Origin of the sequence: Brevundimonas aurifodinae (assembly GCF_040195595.1) — a bacterium.
GTDB lineage: Bacteria > Pseudomonadota > Alphaproteobacteria > Caulobacterales > Caulobacteraceae > Brevundimonas > Brevundimonas aurifodinae.
Genome location: NZ_JBEGDD010000001.1, coordinates 162,458 through 182,945 on the forward strand (window position 1 = coordinate 162,458; position 20,488 = coordinate 182,945).

Sequence of the window (20,488 nt, forward strand, 5' to 3'; positions counted from 1 at the left end):
TCATTCGATCACATAGCCGACAGGGCCGGACCAGGCGGGGGCGGTCGTCGCGCCCGGAGCCGGCGAGCCATAGGCCTGGTTCAGCTGGCCAAAGAAGATCGTCTGGGCGTCCGAGGCGATGCGCAGCCCGTCGGCGGGCGTCTGCATCCGGTCGCGCGAGGTGGGGGTGACGATGAAGGGCTCGACGATCACGACCAGCTCGGTCTCGCCCGAGACATAGTCGCGCGAGCGGAACAGCTGGCCCAGGATCGGCAGACCGCCCAGGCCGGGGAAGCTGTCGATGGCCTGGCGGCTGGATTCCTGCAGCAGGCCCGCGATCATCATGGAGCCGCCCGACGGCATTTCGACGGTGTTCTGGACGCGGCGAACGTTCAGGCCCGCGATGTTGAGCGGATTGTCCGTCCCGGCTCCCAGGGTGATGCCGCCCGCCTGGGTCAGTTCCGACACCTCGGCCGAGATCTGCAGCGAGATGCGGCCTTCGGACAGGACGATCGGGCGAAACGCCAGGCTGACGCCATAGGGCTTGAACTCGATGGTGACGTTGCCGTCGCGGTCGCGGCCGGTCGGGACCGGGAACTCTCCGCCGGCCAGGAAACTGGCGCTCTCGCCGTTGACCGAGGTCAGATTGGGCTCGGCCAGGGTCCGCAGCAGGCCCACGCGCTCGAACGCCTTGATGGTCGCCTCGCCCTGGTTGAGCCCGTCGTCGCCGACGGTCTCGCGCGCGGTGGCGGTGTCCCAGTTCTCGATGTTGTAGCGGTTGTTCGGGCCGTCGATGACGCCATAGCAGGTGCCTTGCACGCCGGCGGCGCAGGGAATCACCAGCTGCGGCTGCTGGGTCGTGTCGCGCACGGCGCTGGCCGCCAACCCGCCGAGCAGAGAGCCGTTGATGCCGAAGCTGGCGACCTGGCCCAGCAGGAACTGCGCCTCTCCGACGCGGCCGAGCACCGCGTTGGTGTCGAAGCCCAGCTGCTTGATGGCGTTCCTCTGGACTTCGACGATCCGGACACGGAGGGTGACCTGGTCCGACGCGGCGATGGTGGTCAGGTTCAGCACCTTCTCCGGCACCGACACGAAGGCGCGGGCGACCGACGCGATGCGCTCGGACTCGGCGGCGCTGGTGACCAGACCGGTCAGGATGATGCTGTCGTTGACGGCCTCCGCCCGCACCTGGGAGCCGGGGGCGACGCGGCTGAGCGTGTCCTGGAGCGCCGAAACGCCGGCGTCCACCCGGACCCGCAGCGTCAGGATCGACCGGCCGGCGGCGTCCAGGAAGACGGCGTCGGTCTCTCCGGGCGCGATGCCGATCACGGTGATCCGGCGCGGCGAATGGACATTGGCTTCGGCCACCGCCGGGTTCGAGACGATCACGTCGCGCGCGTCGGCCGGCAGATCGACGGCGAAGGAGGTGCCCCGGGGCAGGTTGATCAGGCGCGGGCCCGACCCGGCCGCGACCGTCTGGGTCGCGCCATGGGACTGCGCGAGGGCCGGCGTGGCGACCGGCGCGGCGACCATCAGGGCCGCGCAGGCGGCGGCGAGGATCGGTTTCATCGAGATCGTCATGGACGCCTTCATGGGACGCTCACCACTTCGGGTTCGCCGCCGCGGAAGATGCGGACCGAGGTGTCGGCGCGTTGAGCGCGCGGCGCGGCCACGCGGCCGGACGGCCCGGCGGTGTCGGCATAGGAACGCAGGACCAGGGACAGCTCGCCCGCCGCGCGGGCCAGGGCCAGGGCTTCGGAATCGCCGGGGGAGACTTCGAGGGTGGCGGTCGCGCCGACCACCGCCTGCTGGTCGTCGTCGGCGCGGGTCGACTGGTCGACGGCCAGGACCTTGACGTTCTGAAGCACGATGGACGAGGCATGCCGCGTCTGACCGCCGCCATCGGGACTGTTGTCCTGGAGCTCGGCGGTGAGGATCACGTCGACCCGGTCGCCGGGCAGGATGAATCCGCCGGCCGCGGATTCGACGCTCACGCCGATGGCCATGGCCCGCATGCCGGGCTCCAGATAGGCGGCCATGTATCCGCTGTCTCCGGCGCGCACGATCTTGCGGCCGATGATCGGTTCGCCGGCCAGAATGGGTTCACGCACGACCGAGCCGAAATAGTCGGCCTTGGCCCCGCCGGTGGCCATGCTGGTCGCGGCGCGGGTGACCCGGGCGACGGTGCTGTCGTCCGGCTTGGTCTCTTCCGCCTTTTCCGCGTCGGCCTCGTCGGGGGCGGTGGGAACCGGCACGGAGCCGTCGGTGATGAACGCCGGATTGACCTCGGCGGCGGGCCAGTCCTTCCATTCCAGGTCGGCGTCGGTCAGACGCTGACCGGGGGCCAGGTCGCGCGCGGCGACCAGGACCTTGGCCATGGGCTGGGCGGGGGCCTCGGCCGCGGCCATGGCGGTCGGCTCGCCCGAGGACGAACCCATGGCGCGCACGACGAGCGCCAGGCCGATGGCGGACACGGCGGCGATGCAGATGACGGCGATACGGGCGGGCTTCATCGACGGTCTCCGGCGCGGCCCGGCGCACGACTCAGGGTGTGCGGGGCCTACCGTTAACGACCATGCAGGGCGCGGGTTAACGCCGGCCTAAGCGGATCAGACGGCGGCGGCGACCGCCAGCATCGCGCTGGAAGGAAAGGCCATCAGGGCTCCGGCGCAGATCGCCACGCCATAGGGAATGTCGCCGCGTGGGCTCATCAGGGTGGCGACCCACGGCGGCGCGCCGCGCAGATAGGGCGCCAGGTAGGCCCTCGCGGCCAGGATGCCCAGGCAGAAGAAGCCGCCGACGACGCCCGTCCACAGCAGGAACATGCCCGATCCCACCAGGCCCAGCCACAGACAGGCGGCGGCCATCAGCTTGGCGTCGCCGCCACCGATGATCCTGAGGGCGAACAGCGCCATTCCCAGCAACAGGGCCGCGACGGCGATCAGGGCGTGGAGCCCGACCGTGCCGAGCGGCAGGCCGACGATCAGGGCGACCGGGAAGAAGGCCACGATCAGCGCACCCGAAATCCAGTTCGGGATCCGCATCGTCGTCAGGTCCATCAGGCCGGCGACGATGACGAGCGCGGGCAGGATGCTCAGGAGGGCGAGGGTCAGGACGTCCATGCGGGAACCTTGGATCGGGACGCGTTAATTCGGGGTGTGCGAGGGCTCGCGAAAGCAAAGGGCCGGCGCGTTTCCGCGCCGGCCCTCCGACTTCAAGACTGAACGCGACCTTAGGTGAGGGTCAGCGAGGTCGCGATACGGTCGAACACCAGGCTCAGGCGGGTGCCGACCAGGCCGACGGCCGTGATGATGATGACGGCGATCAGGGCGGCGATCAGGCCGTACTCGATGGCGGTGGCGCCCGACTCGTCCTTGACGAACTTGGTGATGAACTTGGTCATGTGACTTCCTCTCAGGTGAAACTGGCTAAGCGAGCAACGATGGCTGGGAGGCTCGGTCGCCCGCTTGTCCCCCAAACGCAGGGCGACCATGGACCCGAACCGGTTAAGGCCACGTCAGAAGTCGTGGTTACTGCGATCTTCACTACGAAAGAGGGAAATCGACCGCGCGAACACTGACCATGGATGGCTGTTTCCCGCCATGTGTTGATGACGATTAATCAGGGCGAAGCGTATTGATCGAAGCCGGCGCTTTCAGACTTTGTAGACACTTCGGGTCGATCTTGCGCGCTCGCCTCGCGCGCCTGCGAGAGAGACAAGGACACGCCCCATGGTCGGACGCCTCGCCCGCCTCGTTCCCGCCGTCGCCGCCGGCATGGCCATGCTGGTCGCCGCCGGCGTCGCCCAGGCCCAGTCACTGAACGTCGAGATCGACCGGTCCAGCCGCATCGGGCTGAACGGTTCGGCCGCGTCCGTCATCGTCGGCAATCCGGCCATCGCCGACGTGACCGTCGTCGACGCCAACACCCTGTTCGTCACCGGCAAGGGCTATGGCGTGACCGAGGTCATCGCCGTGGACGCCATCGGCCGAACCCTGTTCCAGGGCGAGATCGTGGTGACGGGTGGCTCGACCGGCTCGGTGCGGGTCTGGCGCGGGGCCCAGGCGACGGAGATGGCCTGTGCCGCCTCATGCTCGCCGTCGGTTCGCAACACCGGCGCGGCCGCCGCCCCCACGCCCTGAGCCATGGCCGCTCCGGTTCGCCATCGCTGGATGCGTCGGAGACGCCGCGCGCCGCGCGAAGGCGCGACGGCGATCGAGTTCGCCATCGTCGCCCTGCCCTTCTTCTTCGTCATCTTCGCCATCCTGGAGCTGGGGATCATCTTCCTGGTGGACTCGATGGCCGAATCCGCCGTCCAGCAGGCCAGCCGCCTGGTCCGCACGGGCCAGGCCCAGGGCGGCGCGATCTCGTCCGCTCAGTTCAAGACCGCCCTGTGTCAGGGCATGAGCGTCTTCTCCGGCGACTGCGAAACCCGCGCGACGGTTGACGTTCGCGTCATCCCCCAGTTCCGCGACCCCAATCCCCCCGATCCGACGGCGGACGGCGAGCTGGCGGAGGGAGATGGGGAATTCGATCCCGGCGCGGCCGGCGACCTGATGCTGGTCCGGGTCTGGTACGAACAGCCGGTCATCACGCCCTTGCTGTCCCAGGCCCTGACGCGGCTGGATTCGGGGACCGCCGTGATCTCGATCACCACCGCCTTCCGCAACGAGCCCTTCGATGGCTGAGGCCCTGCGTCGCGTCACGAACGGCGGCCGTGCCTGGCTGGCCCGGTTCGGGGGCGACGCGCGGGGCGTGGCCGCCGTCGAATTCGCCCTGGTCGTGCCGGTCCTGATCGTCTGCTATTTCGGCCTGGCGGAGTTCAGCCAAGCCTATATGGCGCAGAAGCGGACAGTGCACACGACGTCGCAGGTCGCCGACATGGTCGCCCGCGCGCCCGCCATGTCGCGCGACGAGATCGACGCCATCATGGATATCGGCTCGCTGATCATGCAGCCGTTTCCGGAAGCCCCGCTCGACATCAGGGTGACCGCCATCACCCGCGACAACACCGGCGTGGCGCGCGTGACCTGGAGCCGCGCCCGCGGCATGACGCCCCTGACCGGCGTCCAGACGGTGCCCGCCGGACTGATCGGCAACGGCGAGATGATCATCATGGGCGAGGCGGCCTATGACTATCAGTCGCCGCTCGACACCCTGCTGCCCAACGCCACCCGTTTCCAGGGCCGGCATTATCTGCGGCCGCGCCTGACCGACCAGATTCCCTGCGCCGACTGCTAACCCAGAAGGGCGCGTCGGATCGCCACGATCTTGGCCTCGGTCTCTTCCAGCTCGGCCTGGGGGTCGCTGTCGGCGGTGATCCCCGCCCCCGCCTGTGTCCGGAACCGCCAGCGATCCGCCTCGCGCCACAGGGCGATCGTCCGGATCAGGACCGAGGCCGTCATCCGTCCGACCTCGTCGATCATGAACAGGCTGCCGCACCACGGACCGCGCGGCGGCTCATGCCCGGCGATCACCTTCATGGCTTGGTGCTTGGGGGCCCCGGTGACCGAGCCGGGCGGGAAGATCGCCTGCAGCACATGACCGGGGCCGACCCCGGGCCGCGCCCGGGCCGTGACCGTGGACACCAGATGATGGACGGTGGCGAAACTCTCCAGGGCGAACAGCCGCTCGACCACGACGCTGCCGGGTTCCGAGACCCGGGCCAGGTCGTTGCGCATCAGGTCGACGATCATCAGGTTCTCGGCCCGGTCCTTCTCGCTGGCGATCAGCTCGGCGGCGCGGGCGGCGTCCTCGGCGGGATCGGCCGATCGCGCCCGGGTGCCCTTGATGGGACGGGTCTCGACCCGATGGTCGCCAGGATCGAACGTCACGAACAGCTCGGGCGAGTTCGACACCAGCGCGCGGTCCCCGATCCGCCACCAGGCCCCATAGGGCGCGGGACCGCCGGCCAGACGCGCGAACACGTCTAACGGATCGGCGTCGTCCCGCAGCCGCCCCGACCAGCCGCGCGCGACATTGGCCTGGAACAGCTCGCCGTCACCGATGCGGACGACGACGTCGGCGACGGCGGCGCGATAGCGGTCGTCGGCGGCATCCTCGACGAAGGCCTCCGCAGGGGGAGCCGAAGGGGCGGGCGGTCGCGCCTCGGCCAGCCATCGGCCGGCTCGCGCGGTGTCGCCGCGAATCCGGACGCGCCGTTCGAGATGATCGAAGACCAGCATGGTCGGATAGCGGGCCAGGATCAGATCCGGCCAGGCCGTTTCCCGCGCGCCAGTGGCCGGGCGGGCGCCCCAGTCGTAGGCGACGACGCCGACGACGTTGCGGTCCATGCCTGTCGCGACGGCCGCGCCGAGCCCGTCCGGCCCCATCGGCTCGACCCGAACCCGATCCGGTTCCGCCGCGACATAGGAGTATCGCCCGTTGGGCCCACCGTCCGAGAGCAGGCACAGCGCGCCGTCCCGCGCCCTCAGCCCGGCCGCGACATCCAGAGGCTCGATCCAGCCGATAGGCGCGTCGGAGCTCACGCCGCGAGACGCTCCCCGATCCGGTCCCGCAGGGCCGCGTCCACGCCGAGCGCCTGGTCCAAATAGCCGTCCACCGATCCGTGTCGCTCCGTCATGGCGGCGATCGCGGCGTGCAGATAGTCCGCCTCCACCCCCATGAAGGCCACCACCGCGTCGTGGGACGCCGTCCGCCCGGTGAGGGCCTTCAGCTGTTCGGCGATGCCGGGAGCCCGCGCCTTCAGGTCGACGGCGGTGTTGGTCAACAGATAGTCCGCCATCAGATCGTCGTCGGTCACGCCCAGCAGATGATGCGTCAGGGCCGCCAGTATCCCGGTCCGGTCCTTGCCCGCCGCGCAGTGAATCAGCACGGGACGGTCGCTGTCGGCCAGGGCGCGGAAATAGCGTGCGAACAGGTCGAGGTGGGCCGGGGCGAAGGGCAGTTGGCGATAGGTCTCGGTCATGAAGCGCCGGCCGCTGTCTGGCGTCAGGTCGGCGGTCTTCAGGAAGGTGATGTGCGGGGCCTCCCCGGCTTCGTCCAGATCGCTCTCGATCACCACGCCGCTGAAGCCCTCGGGACGTCTGGACGGCTGACGGCGCCGCTCGACCGGGCGGCGCAGGTCGACGACCGTGCCGAAGTCGATGACCGCGAGCCGCTCCAGATCGGCGTCCGACAGGCCTGCGTGGTGGGCCGAACGGTACAGCCGGTCCGCGCGCAGCAGAGCCCCGGCGGCCGTGCCGTATCCGCCGTAGTCGCGGAAGTTGTCGAGGGCGTCGAAGACGTGGATGCGGGCGGCCATGCCCCTCCTATAGGGGCGCGCGGGACGCCGGGCGAGGGGGACCGATCAGCGCGGCGAGACCAGTCCCGCCATGGCGTCCAGATAGGCGACGAAGGCCTTGCGACCGTCCGGGGTCATGGCCGCCTCCGTCAGCGGCTTTCGCCCGACGAAGCGCTTGGTCACGGCGACGAACCCGGCCTCCTCGAGCTTTCTGAGATGCACCGACAGATTGCCGTCGGTGGCCTGAAGCCGCGTCTTCAGGGTGGCGAAATCGGCGGTCTCCACCCCCGACAGGATCGCCATGATCCCCAGCCTCACCCGACCATGGATCACGTCGTCGATCCGCCCGATGTCGAAATCGTCGGCCATGGCTCAGCCCTTGGCCGCGCGCATGAGAAAGAAGCCGGGCACCGCCACCAGGCCGAACAGGGCTGCGGCATAGGCGAGGTACTGGGCCGGGCTGCCCGACAGGACCGCCAAAGCCGGCGCCGCGGCGAAGGACGCGAGGGCGAGGACCCACAGAGGCCGGGAGCGGACCATGGTGGCCGTCACCGCCCAGCCGACGCCATAGAAGGCCATGATGATGGAGGGGATGACCAGGGCCCAGTCCGCCATGCTGGACGCGCCCTGGCGCGACAGATCGCTCAGGATCAGCGAGGTGAACAGGCTGAAGATGCCCCAGCCCAGGGCCGCCCAGACGATGCCGAACGCCCGGTTGGCGGCGGTCTCCACCCCGCCCTGGCTCTTCAGTCGTCCGATCAGGACCACGAGGGCGGCGAGGAAGGCAAGGACCGCGACGCCCCAGATCCAGCCGAAGGCCTCTGTTCCCACCTCGACGAGCCCCGCCTCCACGGCCCCGTGGGCCAGGCTGGCGAAGCCGTAGATCATCCCGGCTGCGAAAAGGATGGACGCGCCCCGGATCGGTGTGCGGGTTCCCTCTTCGGCCAGGCCACGCAGCCAGGCGATGTCGGTGATCTCGTCCTTGGTGTCGGTCATCAGTGTGTCTCCAGGATCAGTGGGCAGGGATGCCGCTCCGTGACTCCACCTATCCTGCATATACTTTGCAATGTAAAGCACTTTCTCGAGACCATTTCCACAGCGCTCGTTATGAGGGGGCATGGCCCCCGACTATCACCACATCGCCTACGTCGGCCTCGACGTCGCCAACCCCGTCTCGATGGAGGCGGTAGAGGCCGCGGCCGCCCGAACCGACCTGCCGCCGGGTGCCAAGGTTCTGGACATCGGGGCCGGGACCGGGGGCGTGTCGGCGGCACTGGCGCGACGCTTCGGATATCATGTGCATGCGATCGAGCGTGATCCGGTGATGGTCTCGCACATCGGGGCACGGGCCCGTGCCGAAGGCCTGACGGATCGACTGAGCGTCGTTCGCGGACAGGCCCCGGAGGTGCTGGACGCCCTCGCGCCGGCCGACATGATGGTGGCGATGGGAACGACGCGGATCGGAGGGCCGACCGTGACCACGGCGTCCGGCATATTCCAGGTCCTGGCGCAACGACTGGCAAGCCCGGGCTTCGTGCTGTGGGGTGACCTGGTGTGGACGGCCGAGCCGCCGGCGCCCCTGCGTCAGGTCGTCGGGCTGTCCGGAATCTACGCCTCCGACGAGGGGTGGAAGGTCGCGGCGCGGTCTGCGGGACTGGAATGCGTTTGCGCCGAACTCTCGCCTCAGCCCCTGTGGGACAGCTTCTTCGCCTCCGCCGACGCCCGCGTCCGCGCCTGGCTGGACGCCAACCCCGGCGTCGAAGGCCTCGACGCGCTGAAGTTGCGGGCGGACCAGATCAAGGCGACCTTCGATTTCGGTCGGCCCTACTTGGGTTTCGGGCTGTATCTTTTCCGAAAGGGCTGATCGCGAGCCAAATCCGCGCGCCCGCCCACGAACAACCCATGGTAGCGAACTGGCGCCTTTCGTGCTTCGTCGTCCACCGCAACGCGGGAGGGTCCCGCTGTGGAGCACGACAATGGCCCATTCGGTCCGCCCCGTTCAGGACGAGTATCTCGAGACAGTGAACGCCCTGCACCGGTCGGTCGGCTGGCCGACGCGGTCGCCGGCGGGCTGGCGCTGGCTGAACGGCAATCCGGCGCGGTCGGAGGTCGATGCCCCCGCCGGCTGGATCCTGGAGTCGGATCAGGGCGCGGTCGACGGTTTCACGGGCAACTTCGTCCAGCGTTTCTGGCGAGACGACGCCGTCCTGCATGGCACCAGCGGCTTTTCGATCATCGTGCGGCCGCGCGCCCGGGGCCACAGCCGCATGTTGCTGCGAGCCTTCGCCGAGCAGAAAGGACTGTTCGCGCTCTACACCCTGAACGCCAATCCCAGATCATCCCCGCTGTATCCCCGCTACAAGCTCAACCCCTGGCCGGAGACGACCCATGCGACGAAGCTCGCCTGGCGCATCGATCCCCTGACCTGCGCCCGTGGCCGGCTGTGGCGCGAGGTCGACCGTCGCGCGCCGCGCCTGATCGACCCGTCGCGCGAACGTCTGATGAACCCGCGCCTGGCGACCCCCGAGCCGCTGTCGCTTCCGCCCGGCGTGGCGATCCTGACGGACTTCGCGGACCGGTCGCGGTTCGCCGACTTCTGGCAGGCGTTGAAGAGCGAGGGCAGGATCGTCGCCGACCGCAGCCCCGAGACGCTGCGCTGGCGGCTCGCCGACCCGGATCGCACGCTCGATCCCGTCATCCTGTCCTTCAACCGCGGCAAGGCGATCGTCGGCTATGCCATGGCGGTCATGGCCAAGGTCAACGTCATCGAGCCGCCGGTGCTGGAGATCGTGGACCTGGTCGCCCTGCGCGATGAGCCCGGCGCCATCCCGGCCCTGATGGAAGCCCTGCTGGCCAATGCTCGCGGCCTGGGGGCCGCCAAGGTCCGGATTCAAGTGGTCAACGCTGACCTCCTGCGTCGCCTCGGTCCGCTGGCCCAGACGGCGCGCCGCGAGGGGGGCTGGGGTCACTGCCACGCCCGGTTCGAACCCGGTGTCGAGGGAGTCGAGACCTGGGCCCCGACCCCGTTCGACGGCGACTACGGCGTCTGCCTGCGGCCCATCCCGGTCGCGTCGACCCTCAGCGAAGCGGCCTAGACCCGGGGCCGGGCCTTCAGTTCGTCGCGGATTTCGGCCAGCAGCGCCTCGGCCGGCGTGGGGGCTGCCGGAGCGGGATCGGGCTTGGCGGCTTCGGCGCGGCGCAGGTTGTTGATGGCCCTGACCATCAGGAACACGACGAAGGCCACGATCAGGAACTGGATCACGGTGTTGATGAAGGCGCCGTACTGAATGGCGACCTCTTCGACGGCTTCGGTCGTCGAATCCTCGGGGGCCAGCACCCACTTCAGGTTCGAGAAGTCGATCCCGCCGAGCGCCAGGCCGATCGGCGGCATGACGACCTGTTCGACCAGGCTGGTGACGATCTTGCCGAAGGCCGCGCCGATGATGACGCCCACGGCCAGATCGACGACGTTGCCCCGGGCGGCGAACGCCTTGAACTCGGAGATCAGGCCCATGAGGCGTCGCCACCGGCGTTCAACCGCTCGCGCAGCTCCTTGCCGCTCTTGAAGAAGGGAACGCTCTTGGCGGGGACGTCGACGGTCTCGCCCGTACGAGGATTCCGCCCGGCCCGCGCCGGCCGCGACCGCACCGAGAACGCCCCGAAGCCGCGAAGCTCCACGCGTCCGCCGTCCGACATCGCCTCGGTCATTCGACCCAGAACGACATTGACGACCCGTTCGACCTCGGCATGCGTCAGATGCGTGTTCTCGGCCGCCAGCTTCTCGATCAGCTCAGACTTGATCATGTCCAGGCCCCCGCCCTTTCCTGCTCTGGAGAGCATATACGGGTGCAACTTCAATCCGGTTGCCAGGGCACCCTAGCCTTCGCCCGCCGGGCGAAAAAGGCCTGATCGACGGATTGGGGCGGCCAAAGAGCGTTAATTCCACAAACCGCATACGGATTCCGCGAGCAAAGAAAGAGGCGGCCGGATCGCTCCGGCCGCCTACAATATCCGTCACCGGATCAGTGCCTTGAATTCGAACCCTCGGGTTCGACTACTCCTTGCCGGCCTTTTCGCGCAGGGCGGCCCCCAGGATGTCGCCCAGCGAGGCGCCCGAATCCGAGGATCCGAACTGTTCGATGGCTTCCTTCTCGTCGGCCATTTCCAGGGCCTTGATCGAGACGGAAACGCGACGCGTCGCCTTGTCGACGCCGGTGATCTGGGCATCGACGCGGTCGCCCACGGCGAAGCGCTCCGGACGCTGCTCGTTGCGGTCGCGGCTCAGGTCCGACTTGCGCACGAAGCTGGACACCGGGGCGTCGTCCTCGCCGAACTTGACCTCGATGCCGCCCGTCTCGATGGAGGTGACGGTCACGGTGACGGTCTGGCCCTTCTTGTAGGTGTCGCCGTCGCCGACCGGATCGCCGCCCAGCTGCTTGATGCCCAGCGAGACGCGTTCCTTCTCGACGTCGACGTCCAGCACCTTGGCCTTGACCATCTCGCCCTTGCGATAGCGCTGGATGGCCTCTTCGCCCGAGACGTTCCAGTCCAGGTCGGACAGGTGCACCATGCCGTCGATGTCGTTGTCCAGGCCGATGAACAGGCCGAACTCGGTGGCGTTCTTGACCTCGCCCTCGACGGTGGAGCCGATCGGGTTGTTGGCCACGAAGGCGTCCCACGGATTGTCCTGGGCCTGCTTCAGGCCCAGCGAGATGCGGCGCTTGGAGGCGTCGACATCCAGCACGACCACATCGACTTCCTGCGAGGTCGAGACGATCTTGCCCGGGTGAACGTTCTTCTTGGTCCAGGACATTTCCGAGACGTGCACCAGGCCCTCGACCCCGGCTTCCAGCTCAACAAACGCGCCGTAGTCGGTGATGTTGGTGATGCGGCCGGTATATTTGGCGCCCGGCGGGTATTTGGCTTCGACGCCGTCCCACGGATCCGACTGCAGCTGCTTCATGCCCAGGCTGATGCGCTGGGTGTCCGGATTGATCTTGACGATCTGGACCTTGACCGTGTCGCCGACCGCCAGGACTTGCGACGGGTGCGAGACGCGCTTCCAGCTCATGTCGGTGACGTGCAGCAGGCCGTCGATGCCGCCCAGGTCCACGAACGCGCCGTAGTCGGTGATGTTCTTGACGACGCCGTCGCGGACTTCGCCCTCTTGCAGCTGGCCGACCAGCTCGGTGCGCTGTTCGGCGCGGGCCTCTTCCAGGATAGCGCGACGCGAGACGACGATGTTGCCGCGCGGGCGGTCCATCTTCAGGATCTGGAACGGCTGTTCCTTGCCCATCAGCGGGCCGACGTCGCGCACCGGACGGATGTCGACCTGGGAGCCGGGCAGGAAGGCCGAGGCGCCGCCCAGGTCGACGGTGAAGCCACCCTTCACGCGGCCCACGATGGTGCCGTTGACCGGATGGCCGTCGGCGAACACGACTTCCAGACGCGTCCAGGCTTCCTCGCGGCGGGCCTTGTCACGGCTGATGACCGCTTCGCCCAGGGCGTTCTCGACGCGCTCCAGATAGACTTCGACGTCATCGCCCAGCTTGGGGATCACGGCGCCTTCGCCGATGCCGAACTCGCGGGCCGGGATGCGGCCCTCGGTCTTCAGGCCGACGTCGATGATGATGATGTCTTTTTCGATGCCGACGACGCGGCCGTGCACGACCTGGCCTTCGCCGAGATCGCGGCCTTGCAGTTGTTCGTCGAGCAGCGCCGAGAAATCGTCGCGCATGGGGTTGAGGGTATCAGACATGAAGCTCTGGTGTTTCCGATAGGGCTGTGGCGCGCGACCGAACGGCCCCGCGCGAGGTGAATGTTTCAAGGGTAATCAGGTCGTCGAAGGCGAGGCGATCGGTGCCAGAACGCCCGCGGAGGCCGAGGATGGCGCGTTGGATTTGCGATCAGGCCGAAAGGCCGTATTTCGCGCGCGCCGCCTCGACGATACGGCGGGCCGCATCGAAGGCCGCCTCTATATCCATCTCGGTCGTATCGAGCAAGACCGCGTCCGGAGCCTGGACCATGGGGGCCGCGCCCCGTCCGGCGTCCCGCTCGTCGCGCCGCAGGATGTCGGCCAGCATGGCCTCATAGGCGATGAGGTCGCCGCGCTCGTTCAACTGACGCCAGCGCCGGCGCGCGCGGACCTCGGGGGTGGCGGTGACGAACAGCTTGGCGACGGCGTCCGGGGCGATCACTGTGCCGATGTCACGACCGTCCAGCACGGCACCGGCGGGCTGGCGGGCGAAGGCCTGTTGCAGGTCCAGCAGGGCGGCGCGGACGCCGGGATAGCCGGCGACCCGGCTGGCCGCTTCGCCCGCATCTCCGCTGGTCAGGGCGTCAGCATCGGACAACCGGTCGGGAGCCAGGGCCCGGGCCGCCGCTTCCGCCGCCGCCGCATCGCCCAAATCACCCCCACCGGAGATCACGCCCAGTCCGACGGCGCGGTACAGAAGGCCCGTATCGAGGAACGGCAGGCCGTAATGCGCTGCGAGGCGCGAGGCGATGGTCCCCTTACCCGAGGCGGCGGGTCCATCGACGGCAATGACGAGAGAGCGGGTCATGACCCAGTATCGCTAGCACGGCGGCGCACTGGACGCCTCATGCGACGTCCCCGCCCAGTCCTCGCATCATCTCGACGAACCCCGGAAAGCTGGTCGCGATCATCTCCGGCTCGTCGACTGTCACGGCGTTCTCGGCCCCCAGCCCCAGCACCAGGTGGCTCATGGCGATGCGGTGGTCGTGGGCGGTGTGGACGGTCGCGCCGCCCGGCACGCGACCGCCGGTGACGATGAAGCCCTCCGGCTCCTCCTCGACCGCAACGCCGCAGGCGCGCAGCCCGTCGACCATCAACCGGATGCGGTCGCTCTCCTTGACGCGCATCTCGCCCACGCCGCGCATGACGGTGACCCCCTCGGCGAAGGCGGCCGTGGCGGCCAGGATCGGGTATTCGTCGATCATGGCGGCGGCGCGCGTCTCCGGCACCACGACGCCCTTCAGAACGGAGTGCCGCGCCGTGATGTCGCCCACGTCCTCGCCGCCGGCCACGCGCCGGTTGGCGATGGTCAGGTCCGCCCCCATCTCGCGCCAGGTCTCGAACAAGCCGGTTCGCAAGAGGTTCAGCATCACGCCTTCGACCGTCACCGACGACCCGGGGACGATCAGTCCGGCCGCCAGCGGAAAGGCCGCCGACGAAGGATCGCCCGGAACGGCGACGGCGGTGCCCGTCAGCCGCTGACCGCCCGCCAGCCGGATGATCCAGCCTCCGCCCTGCTCCTGGACATCGACCGTCACGCCGAAGGCGCGGAGCATCCGCTCGGTGTGATCGCGGCTCCGCTCGGGCTCGGTGACCGAGGTGACGCCGTCGGCGTTCAACCCGGCCAGCAGGATCGCCGACTTGACCTGGGCAGAGGCCACCGTCTGCACATGGTCGATCGCCGTCAGGCCGCCGCCGTTCAGGGTGGCGGGCAGGAGGCCCGGCTTGCCGCTCCAGTCGAACCGCGCACCCATCCGCTCCAGATGATCCGTCACCCGCCCCATGGGCCGCCCGCGCAGAGAGGCATCGCCGTCGAAGGTCGCGGTCAGGCCATATCCCGCCGCCGCTCCCATCAGGAGCCGCACCCCGGTCCCGGCGTTGCCGCAGTCGATGACGCCCGAAGGCGAGGCGAGGCCGCCCCGGCCGATCACCCGCCAGCGGCCGGGACCGAGGCGCTCCACCGTCGCGCCGAACGCCTCGGCGGCGCGGGCGGTGGCGATGACATCGTCGCCTTCCAGCAGGCCCTCGACCTCGGTCACGCCCGTCGCCATCGCCCCCAGGATCATGGAGCGGTGGGACATCGACTTGTCGCCGGGGGCCCGCACGGTTCCGGTCAGGGGGCCGGCACGACGCGCGGTCAGATGGGGGGCGTCGCTCACCCGCGTCGGGCTCCGGGCTGGCTGAGGGGATCGCCGACCTCGCGGTCAGGCCGAACAGGGCTTTTGACAGCGGCCCCGGGGGGTGGCAAGGGACGCGCCCGAAATCCCACCCCACCAGCCAAAGGCTCCACCCCCGTGGCCGATCCCAAACTTGGCGCCAAGCAGGTCTGTCCGAACTGCCAGGCGAAGTTCTACGACCTGGGCCGTCGCCCTGCCCACTGCCCCAAATGCGACACCGAATTCGATCCTGAAGAGGCCATCAAGCTGCGCAGCCGGCGCGGTCGTCCCGGAGGCTACCCGGCCGACGAGGCCGAGGATCAGGTCGTCGAGAAGAAGGCGACCGACGACGAGGATGACGAGGACGAGGCCGTCGCCACCCCCGAGATCGACCAGGAGGGCCACGAGCCGATCCTGACGCCGGACGACGAGGACGACGACGCCGCCGACGCCCCCGACGCCCCCGGCATGGGCGCCAGCGACGGCGATGACGACGACGATGTCCTGGCCGACGACGACGACGACGATTCCGTGCCCTTCATCGAGGACGAGGACGACGACGCCTTCGACGAAGACGTGGTCAAGAAAGGCAAGGACGACGACTGATCGAACCGTTCGCCGGGGCGGCTTTCGAGCCGCTCCGGTGACCCTTCAAGGCGGCGAAAATAAATGGTTCAGGCGGGCTTGATCGCCAATAGGGCCTGACATAGTTTCCGCCGCCTCGCCGGGGGGCAGTGTTTCCCCGGCCGATCGGGCCGAAAGGTTCGGGGCTTTAGCTCAGTTGGTAGAGCGCTTGCATGGCATGCAAGAGGTCAGCGGTTCGACTCCGCTAAGCTCCACCAGTTTCCAGGGGGCCAGCAGGCGACTGCTGGCCCCCTTTGCTTGCGCGGTCCCGACCCGGCCCGAGGGCGCGCCGGACGCCCGGACTTCCGCTTCTTACAGACTTGTAATGTTTCCGCCTTTGACGGACGGGTTTTGAAGCCCTTGTAATCCTCCGGTTCCGCGCGGCGTGGCGCGACAGGGGAGGGTTTTCATGTTCCGTCGTTCCTTGCGGGGGCCCAGCCTCGCCGTGGTCGCCTGCGCGTTCGCGCTGTCCGCCTGCGCCACCACCGAGGACGGGTCCGGGTCCGGGCAGGCCCAGAGTCCCTCGCGTCAGGCGCGCGCCCTGCCGGCCGGCCTCGACTACGCCGCCAATCCCGATCCCTTCCCCTCGACCTATGCGCCCCTGCCGCGCGAGAACATGGCCATCGTGGGCGCCACGGTCTTCACCGGCACCGATCAGCGGATCGAGAACGGCGTCGTCATCGTCACCGATGGCCGCGTCGCCGTCGTCGGCGGGGCCGACACCCCGGTCCCCGGCGGCCACCGCGTGGTTGATGCGCGCGGCCGGTTCGTGACGCCGGGCATCATCGATGTGCACAGCCACCTCGGCGTCTATCCCTCGCCGGGCGTGACCGGCATGAGCGACGGCAACGAGGCGACCAGCCCGAACACCGCCCAGGTCTGGGCCGAACACTCCATCTGGCCCCAGGACCCCGGCTTCAACACCGCCCGGGCGGGCGGCGTAACGACCCTGATGATCCTGCCTGGATCGGCCAACCTGTTCGGCGGGCGGTCGGTCACGGTCCGCAACATTCCCTCGGTGACCATGCAGGGTATGAAATTCCCCGAGGCGCCCTACGGCGTGAAGATGGCCTGCGGCGAGAATCCGTCGCGCGTCTACGGCGGCCGCAACCAGAGCCCGGCGACGGGCATGGGCAATGTCGCCGGCTATCGCGCGGCCTTCATCGCGGCCCAGGACTATCGCGACAAATGGGACAAGTGGCGCGAGACCGGCGAGGGCAGCCCGCCGACCCGCAACCTGCAGAACGAGACCCTGGCGGGCGTGCTGGACGGCTCGATCATGGTCCAGAATCACTGCTATCGTGCCGACGAGATGGCCGTGATGATGGACATCGCTGACGAGTTCGGCTTCCGCATCACCGCTTTCCACCACGCCATCGAGGCCTACAAGCTGGCGCCGCAGCTGGCCGAGGCGGGCATCTGCGCCGACATGTGGACCGGCTGGTGGGGCTTCAAGATGGAGGCCCTGGATGGGGTCGAGGAGAACGCCGCCCTGGTCGACCAGGCCCCCGGCTCCTGCGCCGTCATCCATTCCGACGACGCCCAGCTGACCCAGCGCCTGAACCAGGAAGTGGCCGCCGCCGTCGCCGCCGGACGCCGGGCGGGCATCAATATCTCCGAAGAGCGGGCCATCAGCTGGATCACCTCCAACGCCGCCCGCTCGATCGGCATCGCCGACGAGACCGGCTCGCTGGAACCCGGCAAGCGCGCCGACGTCGTGATCTGGAGCGCCAACCCCTTCAGCGTCTATGCCCGCGCCGACCAGGTCTTCATCGACGGAGCCCTGACCTTCGACCGCATGGACCCGCGCTACCAGCCCCTGTCCGACTTCGAGCTGGGCCAGCCCGGCTTCGGCATCGCCGCCGCCAACATCGCTCCGGGAGCCCGCTGATGCGCCGCCTCATCTCGCTCCTCGCCACGGCCGCCACCCTGGCCGCCGCCCCGACGCTCGCACAGGACCTGACCGCCATCACAGGCGGGCGGGTCCTGACCGGGACCTCGGTCATCGAGAACGGCACGGTGGTCATCCAGAACGGCCGCATCGTCTCGGTCGGAACGGGTGCCGCCCCGTCCGGCGCCCGTGTGATCGACGCCCAAGGGGCGGTCGTCACGCCCGGTCTGGTCGCCGTAGACGCCGGTCTCGGCGCGTCGGAGATCTCCTCGGTCGGCGGCTCGGACGATCTGTCAAACAGCGCCAACACCATTTCGGCCTCGTTCGACGTCAGCTACGGCCTCGACCCCTGGTCCTTCACCCTGCCGGTCGCCCGGCTGGGTGGCATCACCCGCGCGGTGGTGATCCCCAACCATCCCGGCTCGGGCGGCGGCGACGGCCATTCTCACCACGTCGACGACTCGGACTTCGCCGGGGTCGGCTCGGCGGGCCTTCAGTCGCCCAGCCTGTTCGCCGGACAGGCCTCGGTGATCCATCTGGCGGCCGGAACCGACATCCTGGTGCGGCCGCGCATCGCCATGGTGGCCCCCTTCGGCGAGGCCGGGGCCGGCATCGCGGGGGGCGCGCGCGGCGCCCAGTTCGTCCAGTTCAAGGAGACGCTGGCCGAGGTCCGCCTCTATGCCCGCAACCGCGCGGCCTATGACCGGGCGGCTGTGCGCGACCTGTCGCTGTCGCGGGCCGATCTGGAGGCCCTGATCCCCGTGGCCAACGGCGACATGCCTCTGATAGTCACCGTGCGCCGCGCCGCCGACATCCTGCAGGTGCTGCGTCTGGCCGATGAGGAGGACATCGACCTGATCCTGGACGGCGCCGACGAGGGCTGGCTGGTCGCGTCACAGATCGCGGCGGCCGACGTGCCGGTTCTGCTCAACCCCATCGACAACCTGCCCGGCAGCCTCGAGACCCGGGCGGCGAGGATGGAAAACGCGGCCGTCCTGAACGCGGCGGGCGTGGTCATCGCCATCAAGGGCAATGGCGTCCACCGCGCGCGCGAGGCCCGCTTCAACGCCGGCAACGCCGTCTCGCACGGCCTGCCGTTCGAGGCGGCCATCGCGGCCCTGACGGTCAATCCGGCGCGCATCTTCGGTATGGGCGGACAATTCGGAGAGCTGCGTGCCGGGGCCGCCGCCGATGTGGTGGTCTGGGACGGCGACCCGCTGGAGCCGCTGAGCTCGGTCACGGCCCAGTTCATCAATGGCCAGGAGCAGACCCTGAATAGCCGTCAGATCCTGCTGCGCGACCGCTATCGCAACGGCGGCCGTCCGGCGGGTGGCTTGCCGCTGGCCTACGGGAACTAGCGCCCGCTCTGGACGAGACGGCCGGGCGGTCGCAAAAGGGCCGCCTCGCCATTTCCTGGAGCCCGCCTTGACCCAGCCCTTCCCCATCCCAACGCCGACCGACTGGCGCGCGGAGGCGGAAAAGGCATTGAAGGGCAGGGCGCTGGAGGGGCTGGTCCACCTCGACGCCGACGGCCTGACGATCCGTCCACTCTATGGCCGCGCCAATGCGGCAGACGCTGTCTTCGCGCCCCGCGCCGTCGGCGCCGACGGCCGCCCCTGGGACCTGCGGACCCTGGTCGAAGGCGACGACCCCGAAGCCGTCAACGCCGCCGTCCTGACCGACCTCGAAGGCGGGGCGGCGTCGGTCATCCTGGCGGGCGCGGTGCTGTCTGACTCCGAGCCCCTGTCCCGCGCCCTGAACGGCGTGTCGATGGAACTGGCCCCGGTCGCGCTTCACGCCGGGATCGACGGGCCGGACGCCGCCAACGCCCTGGCCGTCGCCGCCAAGGGGTCGCCCCGCGCCCGGCTGCTGTTTCACATGGACCCCCTGACCGCCTTCGCCACGGCCGGTGGATCACCACGGCCCATCGCGGCCCACGTCGAGCTGGCCGCCAACACCGCCGCCCGCCATGCCGGGGCCTATCCGGAAGCGACCTTTTTCCTCGCCACGGGCCGCGCGGCGCACGAGGCCGGCGGGTCGGCGGGGCAGGAGCTGGGCTTCGCCGCCGCCGCCGCCGCGACCTATGTCCGCGCGGCCGTAGACGCGGGCCTGTCCGTCGAGCGCGCGCTGGGGGGCACGGTGCTGGGGGTCAGCGTCGACGCCGAGTATTTCGACAGCCTGGCCAGGGTCCGGGCGCTCCGGCTGATGTGGCGCTCGCTCAGCCGTGCCTTGGGCCACGAGACGCCCGCCGTCATCGAGGCGCGGTCCTCACGGCGGATGCTGGCCGCGACCGACCCCTGGCCCAACCTGCTGCGCCTGACCGCCGCCGGGTTCGCCGGTGCCGTCGGTGGGGCCGAGGCCGTGGTGCTGGACGGCTTTTCCCGCGCGCGCGGTCGTCCCGACGCCTTCGCCCGGCGGCAGGCGAGGAACACTCAGCTGGTCCTGATGGAGGAGGCGCGTCTCGGCCGCGTCGCCGATCCGGCCGCTGGATCCTGGTTCCTTGACCACCGAACCCGCGATCTCGCCGAGGTCGGCTGGGCCGAGTTCCAGAAGATCGAGCGCGAAGGCGGCCTGATCGCCTCACTCCATGGCGGCGCGATCCAGCAACGCGTGGCGCGGAGCCGCGAGGCTCTGCTGAAGACCTATCAGGACGGAGGGGTGCATCTGGTGGGGGTCACGAAGTTCGTGGACGCCGACGTCCGGCCAGTCTCGGTCGAGGACGCTCCGCCGCCTTCAGCTCCCGGCGACGGCGACCGCTGCAGGCTCCTGACCCCCGTCCGCTGGGCTGAGACCTTCGAGGGAGAGGTAGCATGACCTATTTCTTCCGCTCATCCCGGCGA

Annotated in this window: 22 protein-coding genes and 1 tRNA gene; 10 read left to right on the plus strand and 13 right to left on the minus strand. The window is 69.5% G+C overall.

The window, feature by feature from the left end:
• The 4 genes from ABN401_RS00855 to ABN401_RS00870 form a co-directional block, all read right to left on the minus strand.
• The gene (locus ABN401_RS00855) at positions 1-1,560 is read right to left on the minus strand and encodes a type II and III secretion system protein family protein (protein WP_349682920.1); all 1,560 of its coding nucleotides are present in this window, start codon (positions 1,558-1,560) and stop codon (positions 1-3) included.
• A gap of 8 nt (positions 1,561-1,568) precedes the next feature.
• Positions 1,569-2,492, minus strand: coding sequence for a Flp pilus assembly protein CpaB (gene cpaB / locus ABN401_RS00860; protein ID WP_349682921.1), 924 nt, complete (start codon positions 2,490-2,492; stop codon positions 1,569-1,571).
• 96 nt (positions 2,493-2,588) lie between these two features.
• On the minus strand, positions 2,589-3,101 hold the full coding sequence (locus ABN401_RS00865; RefSeq protein ID WP_349682922.1) for an A24 family peptidase: 513 nt from the start codon (positions 3,099-3,101) through the stop codon (positions 2,589-2,591).
• Between the two features lie 110 nt (positions 3,102-3,211).
• Positions 3,212-3,382 (minus strand): Flp family type IVb pilin, encoded by a 171-nt coding sequence (locus tag ABN401_RS00870; protein WP_349682923.1) that lies wholly within the window; start codon positions 3,380-3,382, stop codon positions 3,212-3,214.
• Positions 3,383-3,710: 328 nt separating this feature from the next.
• Between ABN401_RS00870 and ABN401_RS00875 the strand changes: the two genes are divergently transcribed.
• From ABN401_RS00875 to ABN401_RS00885, 3 genes are read left to right on the plus strand one after another with little or no spacing between them, the layout of a single operon-like run.
• The gene (locus tag ABN401_RS00875; RefSeq protein ID WP_349682924.1) at positions 3,711-4,121 is read left to right on the plus strand and encodes a pilus assembly protein N-terminal domain-containing protein; all 411 of its coding nucleotides are present in this window, start codon (positions 3,711-3,713) and stop codon (positions 4,119-4,121) included.
• Positions 4,122-4,124: 3 nt separating this feature from the next.
• Entirely contained in the window at positions 4,125-4,667 is a 543-nt protein-coding gene (locus ABN401_RS00880; protein WP_349682925.1) for a TadE/TadG family type IV pilus assembly protein, read from the plus strand.
• Entirely contained in the window at positions 4,660-5,220 is a 561-nt protein-coding gene (locus ABN401_RS00885; RefSeq protein ID WP_349682926.1) for a TadE/TadG family type IV pilus assembly protein, read from the plus strand. Before ABN401_RS00880 ends, ABN401_RS00885 begins: the two co-directional genes overlap by 8 nt.
• On the opposite strand, the gene ABN401_RS00890 is transcribed toward ABN401_RS00885, so the two are convergent.
• Genes ABN401_RS00890 through ABN401_RS00905 form a run of 4 tightly spaced genes read right to left on the minus strand, consistent with a single transcriptional unit; the run spans position 5,217 to position 8,218 of the window.
• Positions 5,217-6,467, minus strand: a complete 1,251-nt coding sequence (locus tag ABN401_RS00890) for an anthranilate synthase component I family protein (RefSeq protein ID WP_349682927.1) — start codon at positions 6,465-6,467, stop codon at positions 5,217-5,219. The genes ABN401_RS00885 and ABN401_RS00890 overlap by 4 nt on opposite strands.
• Positions 6,464-7,243, minus strand: a complete 780-nt coding sequence (locus ABN401_RS00895; RefSeq protein ID WP_349682928.1) for a tyrosine-protein phosphatase — start codon at positions 7,241-7,243, stop codon at positions 6,464-6,466. Before ABN401_RS00895 ends, ABN401_RS00890 begins: the two co-directional genes overlap by 4 nt.
• A gap of 45 nt (positions 7,244-7,288) precedes the next feature.
• The gene (locus ABN401_RS00900) at positions 7,289-7,591 is read right to left on the minus strand and encodes a winged helix-turn-helix domain-containing protein (RefSeq protein ID WP_349682929.1); all 303 of its coding nucleotides are present in this window, start codon (positions 7,589-7,591) and stop codon (positions 7,289-7,291) included.
• A gap of 3 nt (positions 7,592-7,594) precedes the next feature.
• Complete coding sequence (locus ABN401_RS00905) at positions 7,595-8,218, minus strand: hypothetical protein (RefSeq protein WP_349682930.1); 624 nt, start codon at positions 8,216-8,218, stop codon at positions 7,595-7,597.
• Positions 8,219-8,339: 121 nt separating this feature from the next.
• Here ABN401_RS00905 and ABN401_RS00910 point away from each other — a divergent pair, with 121 nt between their 5' ends.
• Together ABN401_RS00910 and ABN401_RS00915 are read left to right on the plus strand one after the other, a co-directional pair.
• On the plus strand, positions 8,340-9,086 hold the full coding sequence (locus ABN401_RS00910) for an SAM-dependent methyltransferase (RefSeq protein WP_349682931.1): 747 nt from the start codon (positions 8,340-8,342) through the stop codon (positions 9,084-9,086).
• Between the two features lie 112 nt (positions 9,087-9,198).
• On the plus strand, positions 9,199-10,317 hold the full coding sequence (locus tag ABN401_RS00915) for an N-acetyltransferase (protein ID WP_349682932.1): 1,119 nt from the start codon (positions 9,199-9,201) through the stop codon (positions 10,315-10,317).
• Here ABN401_RS00915 and mscL read toward each other — a convergent pair.
• The 5 genes from mscL to aroA all read right to left on the minus strand — a co-directional run bounded on the left by mscL (position 10,314) and on the right by aroA (position 15,136).
• The gene (mscL, locus tag ABN401_RS00920; RefSeq protein WP_349682933.1) at positions 10,314-10,736 is read right to left on the minus strand and encodes a large-conductance mechanosensitive channel protein MscL; all 423 of its coding nucleotides are present in this window, start codon (positions 10,734-10,736) and stop codon (positions 10,314-10,316) included. The two genes, ABN401_RS00915 and mscL, sit on opposite strands and share 4 nt — an antisense overlap.
• Positions 10,727-11,026 carry an integration host factor subunit beta gene (locus ABN401_RS00925; protein WP_349682934.1) on the minus strand — a complete coding sequence of 100 codons (300 nt, stop codon included), beginning with the start codon at positions 11,024-11,026 and terminating at the stop codon, positions 10,727-10,729. The genes mscL and ABN401_RS00925 overlap by 10 nt, the downstream gene beginning before the upstream one ends.
• A 250-nt stretch (positions 11,027-11,276) precedes the next feature.
• The gene (rpsA, locus tag ABN401_RS00930; RefSeq protein WP_349682935.1) at positions 11,277-12,980 is read right to left on the minus strand and encodes a 30S ribosomal protein S1; all 1,704 of its coding nucleotides are present in this window, start codon (positions 12,978-12,980) and stop codon (positions 11,277-11,279) included.
• Positions 12,981-13,128: 148 nt separating this feature from the next.
• Positions 13,129-13,785 carry a (d)CMP kinase gene (locus ABN401_RS00935; protein ID WP_349682936.1) on the minus strand — a complete coding sequence of 219 codons (657 nt, stop codon included), beginning with the start codon at positions 13,783-13,785 and terminating at the stop codon, positions 13,129-13,131.
• A 37-nt stretch (positions 13,786-13,822) separates the two neighbouring features.
• Complete coding sequence (gene aroA / locus ABN401_RS00940; RefSeq protein WP_432763508.1) at positions 13,823-15,136, minus strand: 3-phosphoshikimate 1-carboxyvinyltransferase; 1,314 nt, start codon at positions 15,134-15,136, stop codon at positions 13,823-13,825.
• Between the two features lie 135 nt (positions 15,137-15,271).
• On the opposite strand from aroA, the gene ABN401_RS00945 reads away from it, so the two are divergent.
• The 5 genes from ABN401_RS00945 to ABN401_RS00965 all read left to right on the plus strand — a co-directional run bounded on the left by ABN401_RS00945 (position 15,272) and on the right by ABN401_RS00965 (position 20,462).
• Positions 15,272-15,739, plus strand: coding sequence for a TIGR02300 family protein (locus ABN401_RS00945; protein ID WP_349682937.1), 468 nt, complete (start codon positions 15,272-15,274; stop codon positions 15,737-15,739).
• Between the two features lie 160 nt (positions 15,740-15,899).
• Positions 15,900-15,975, plus strand: a tRNA-Ala gene (locus tag ABN401_RS00950).
• Positions 15,976-16,166: 191 nt separating this feature from the next.
• Entirely contained in the window at positions 16,167-17,648 is a 1,482-nt protein-coding gene (locus tag ABN401_RS00955) for an amidohydrolase (RefSeq protein ID WP_349682938.1), read from the plus strand.
• On the plus strand, positions 17,648-19,006 hold the full coding sequence (locus tag ABN401_RS00960) for an amidohydrolase family protein (RefSeq protein WP_349682939.1): 1,359 nt from the start codon (positions 17,648-17,650) through the stop codon (positions 19,004-19,006). Before ABN401_RS00955 ends, ABN401_RS00960 begins: the two co-directional genes overlap by 1 nt.
• 67 nt (positions 19,007-19,073) lie before the next feature.
• The gene (locus ABN401_RS00965; RefSeq protein WP_349682940.1) at positions 19,074-20,462 is read left to right on the plus strand and encodes a methylmalonyl-CoA mutase family protein; all 1,389 of its coding nucleotides are present in this window, start codon (positions 19,074-19,076) and stop codon (positions 20,460-20,462) included.
• The last annotated feature ends 26 nt before the right edge of the window (positions 20,463-20,488 follow it).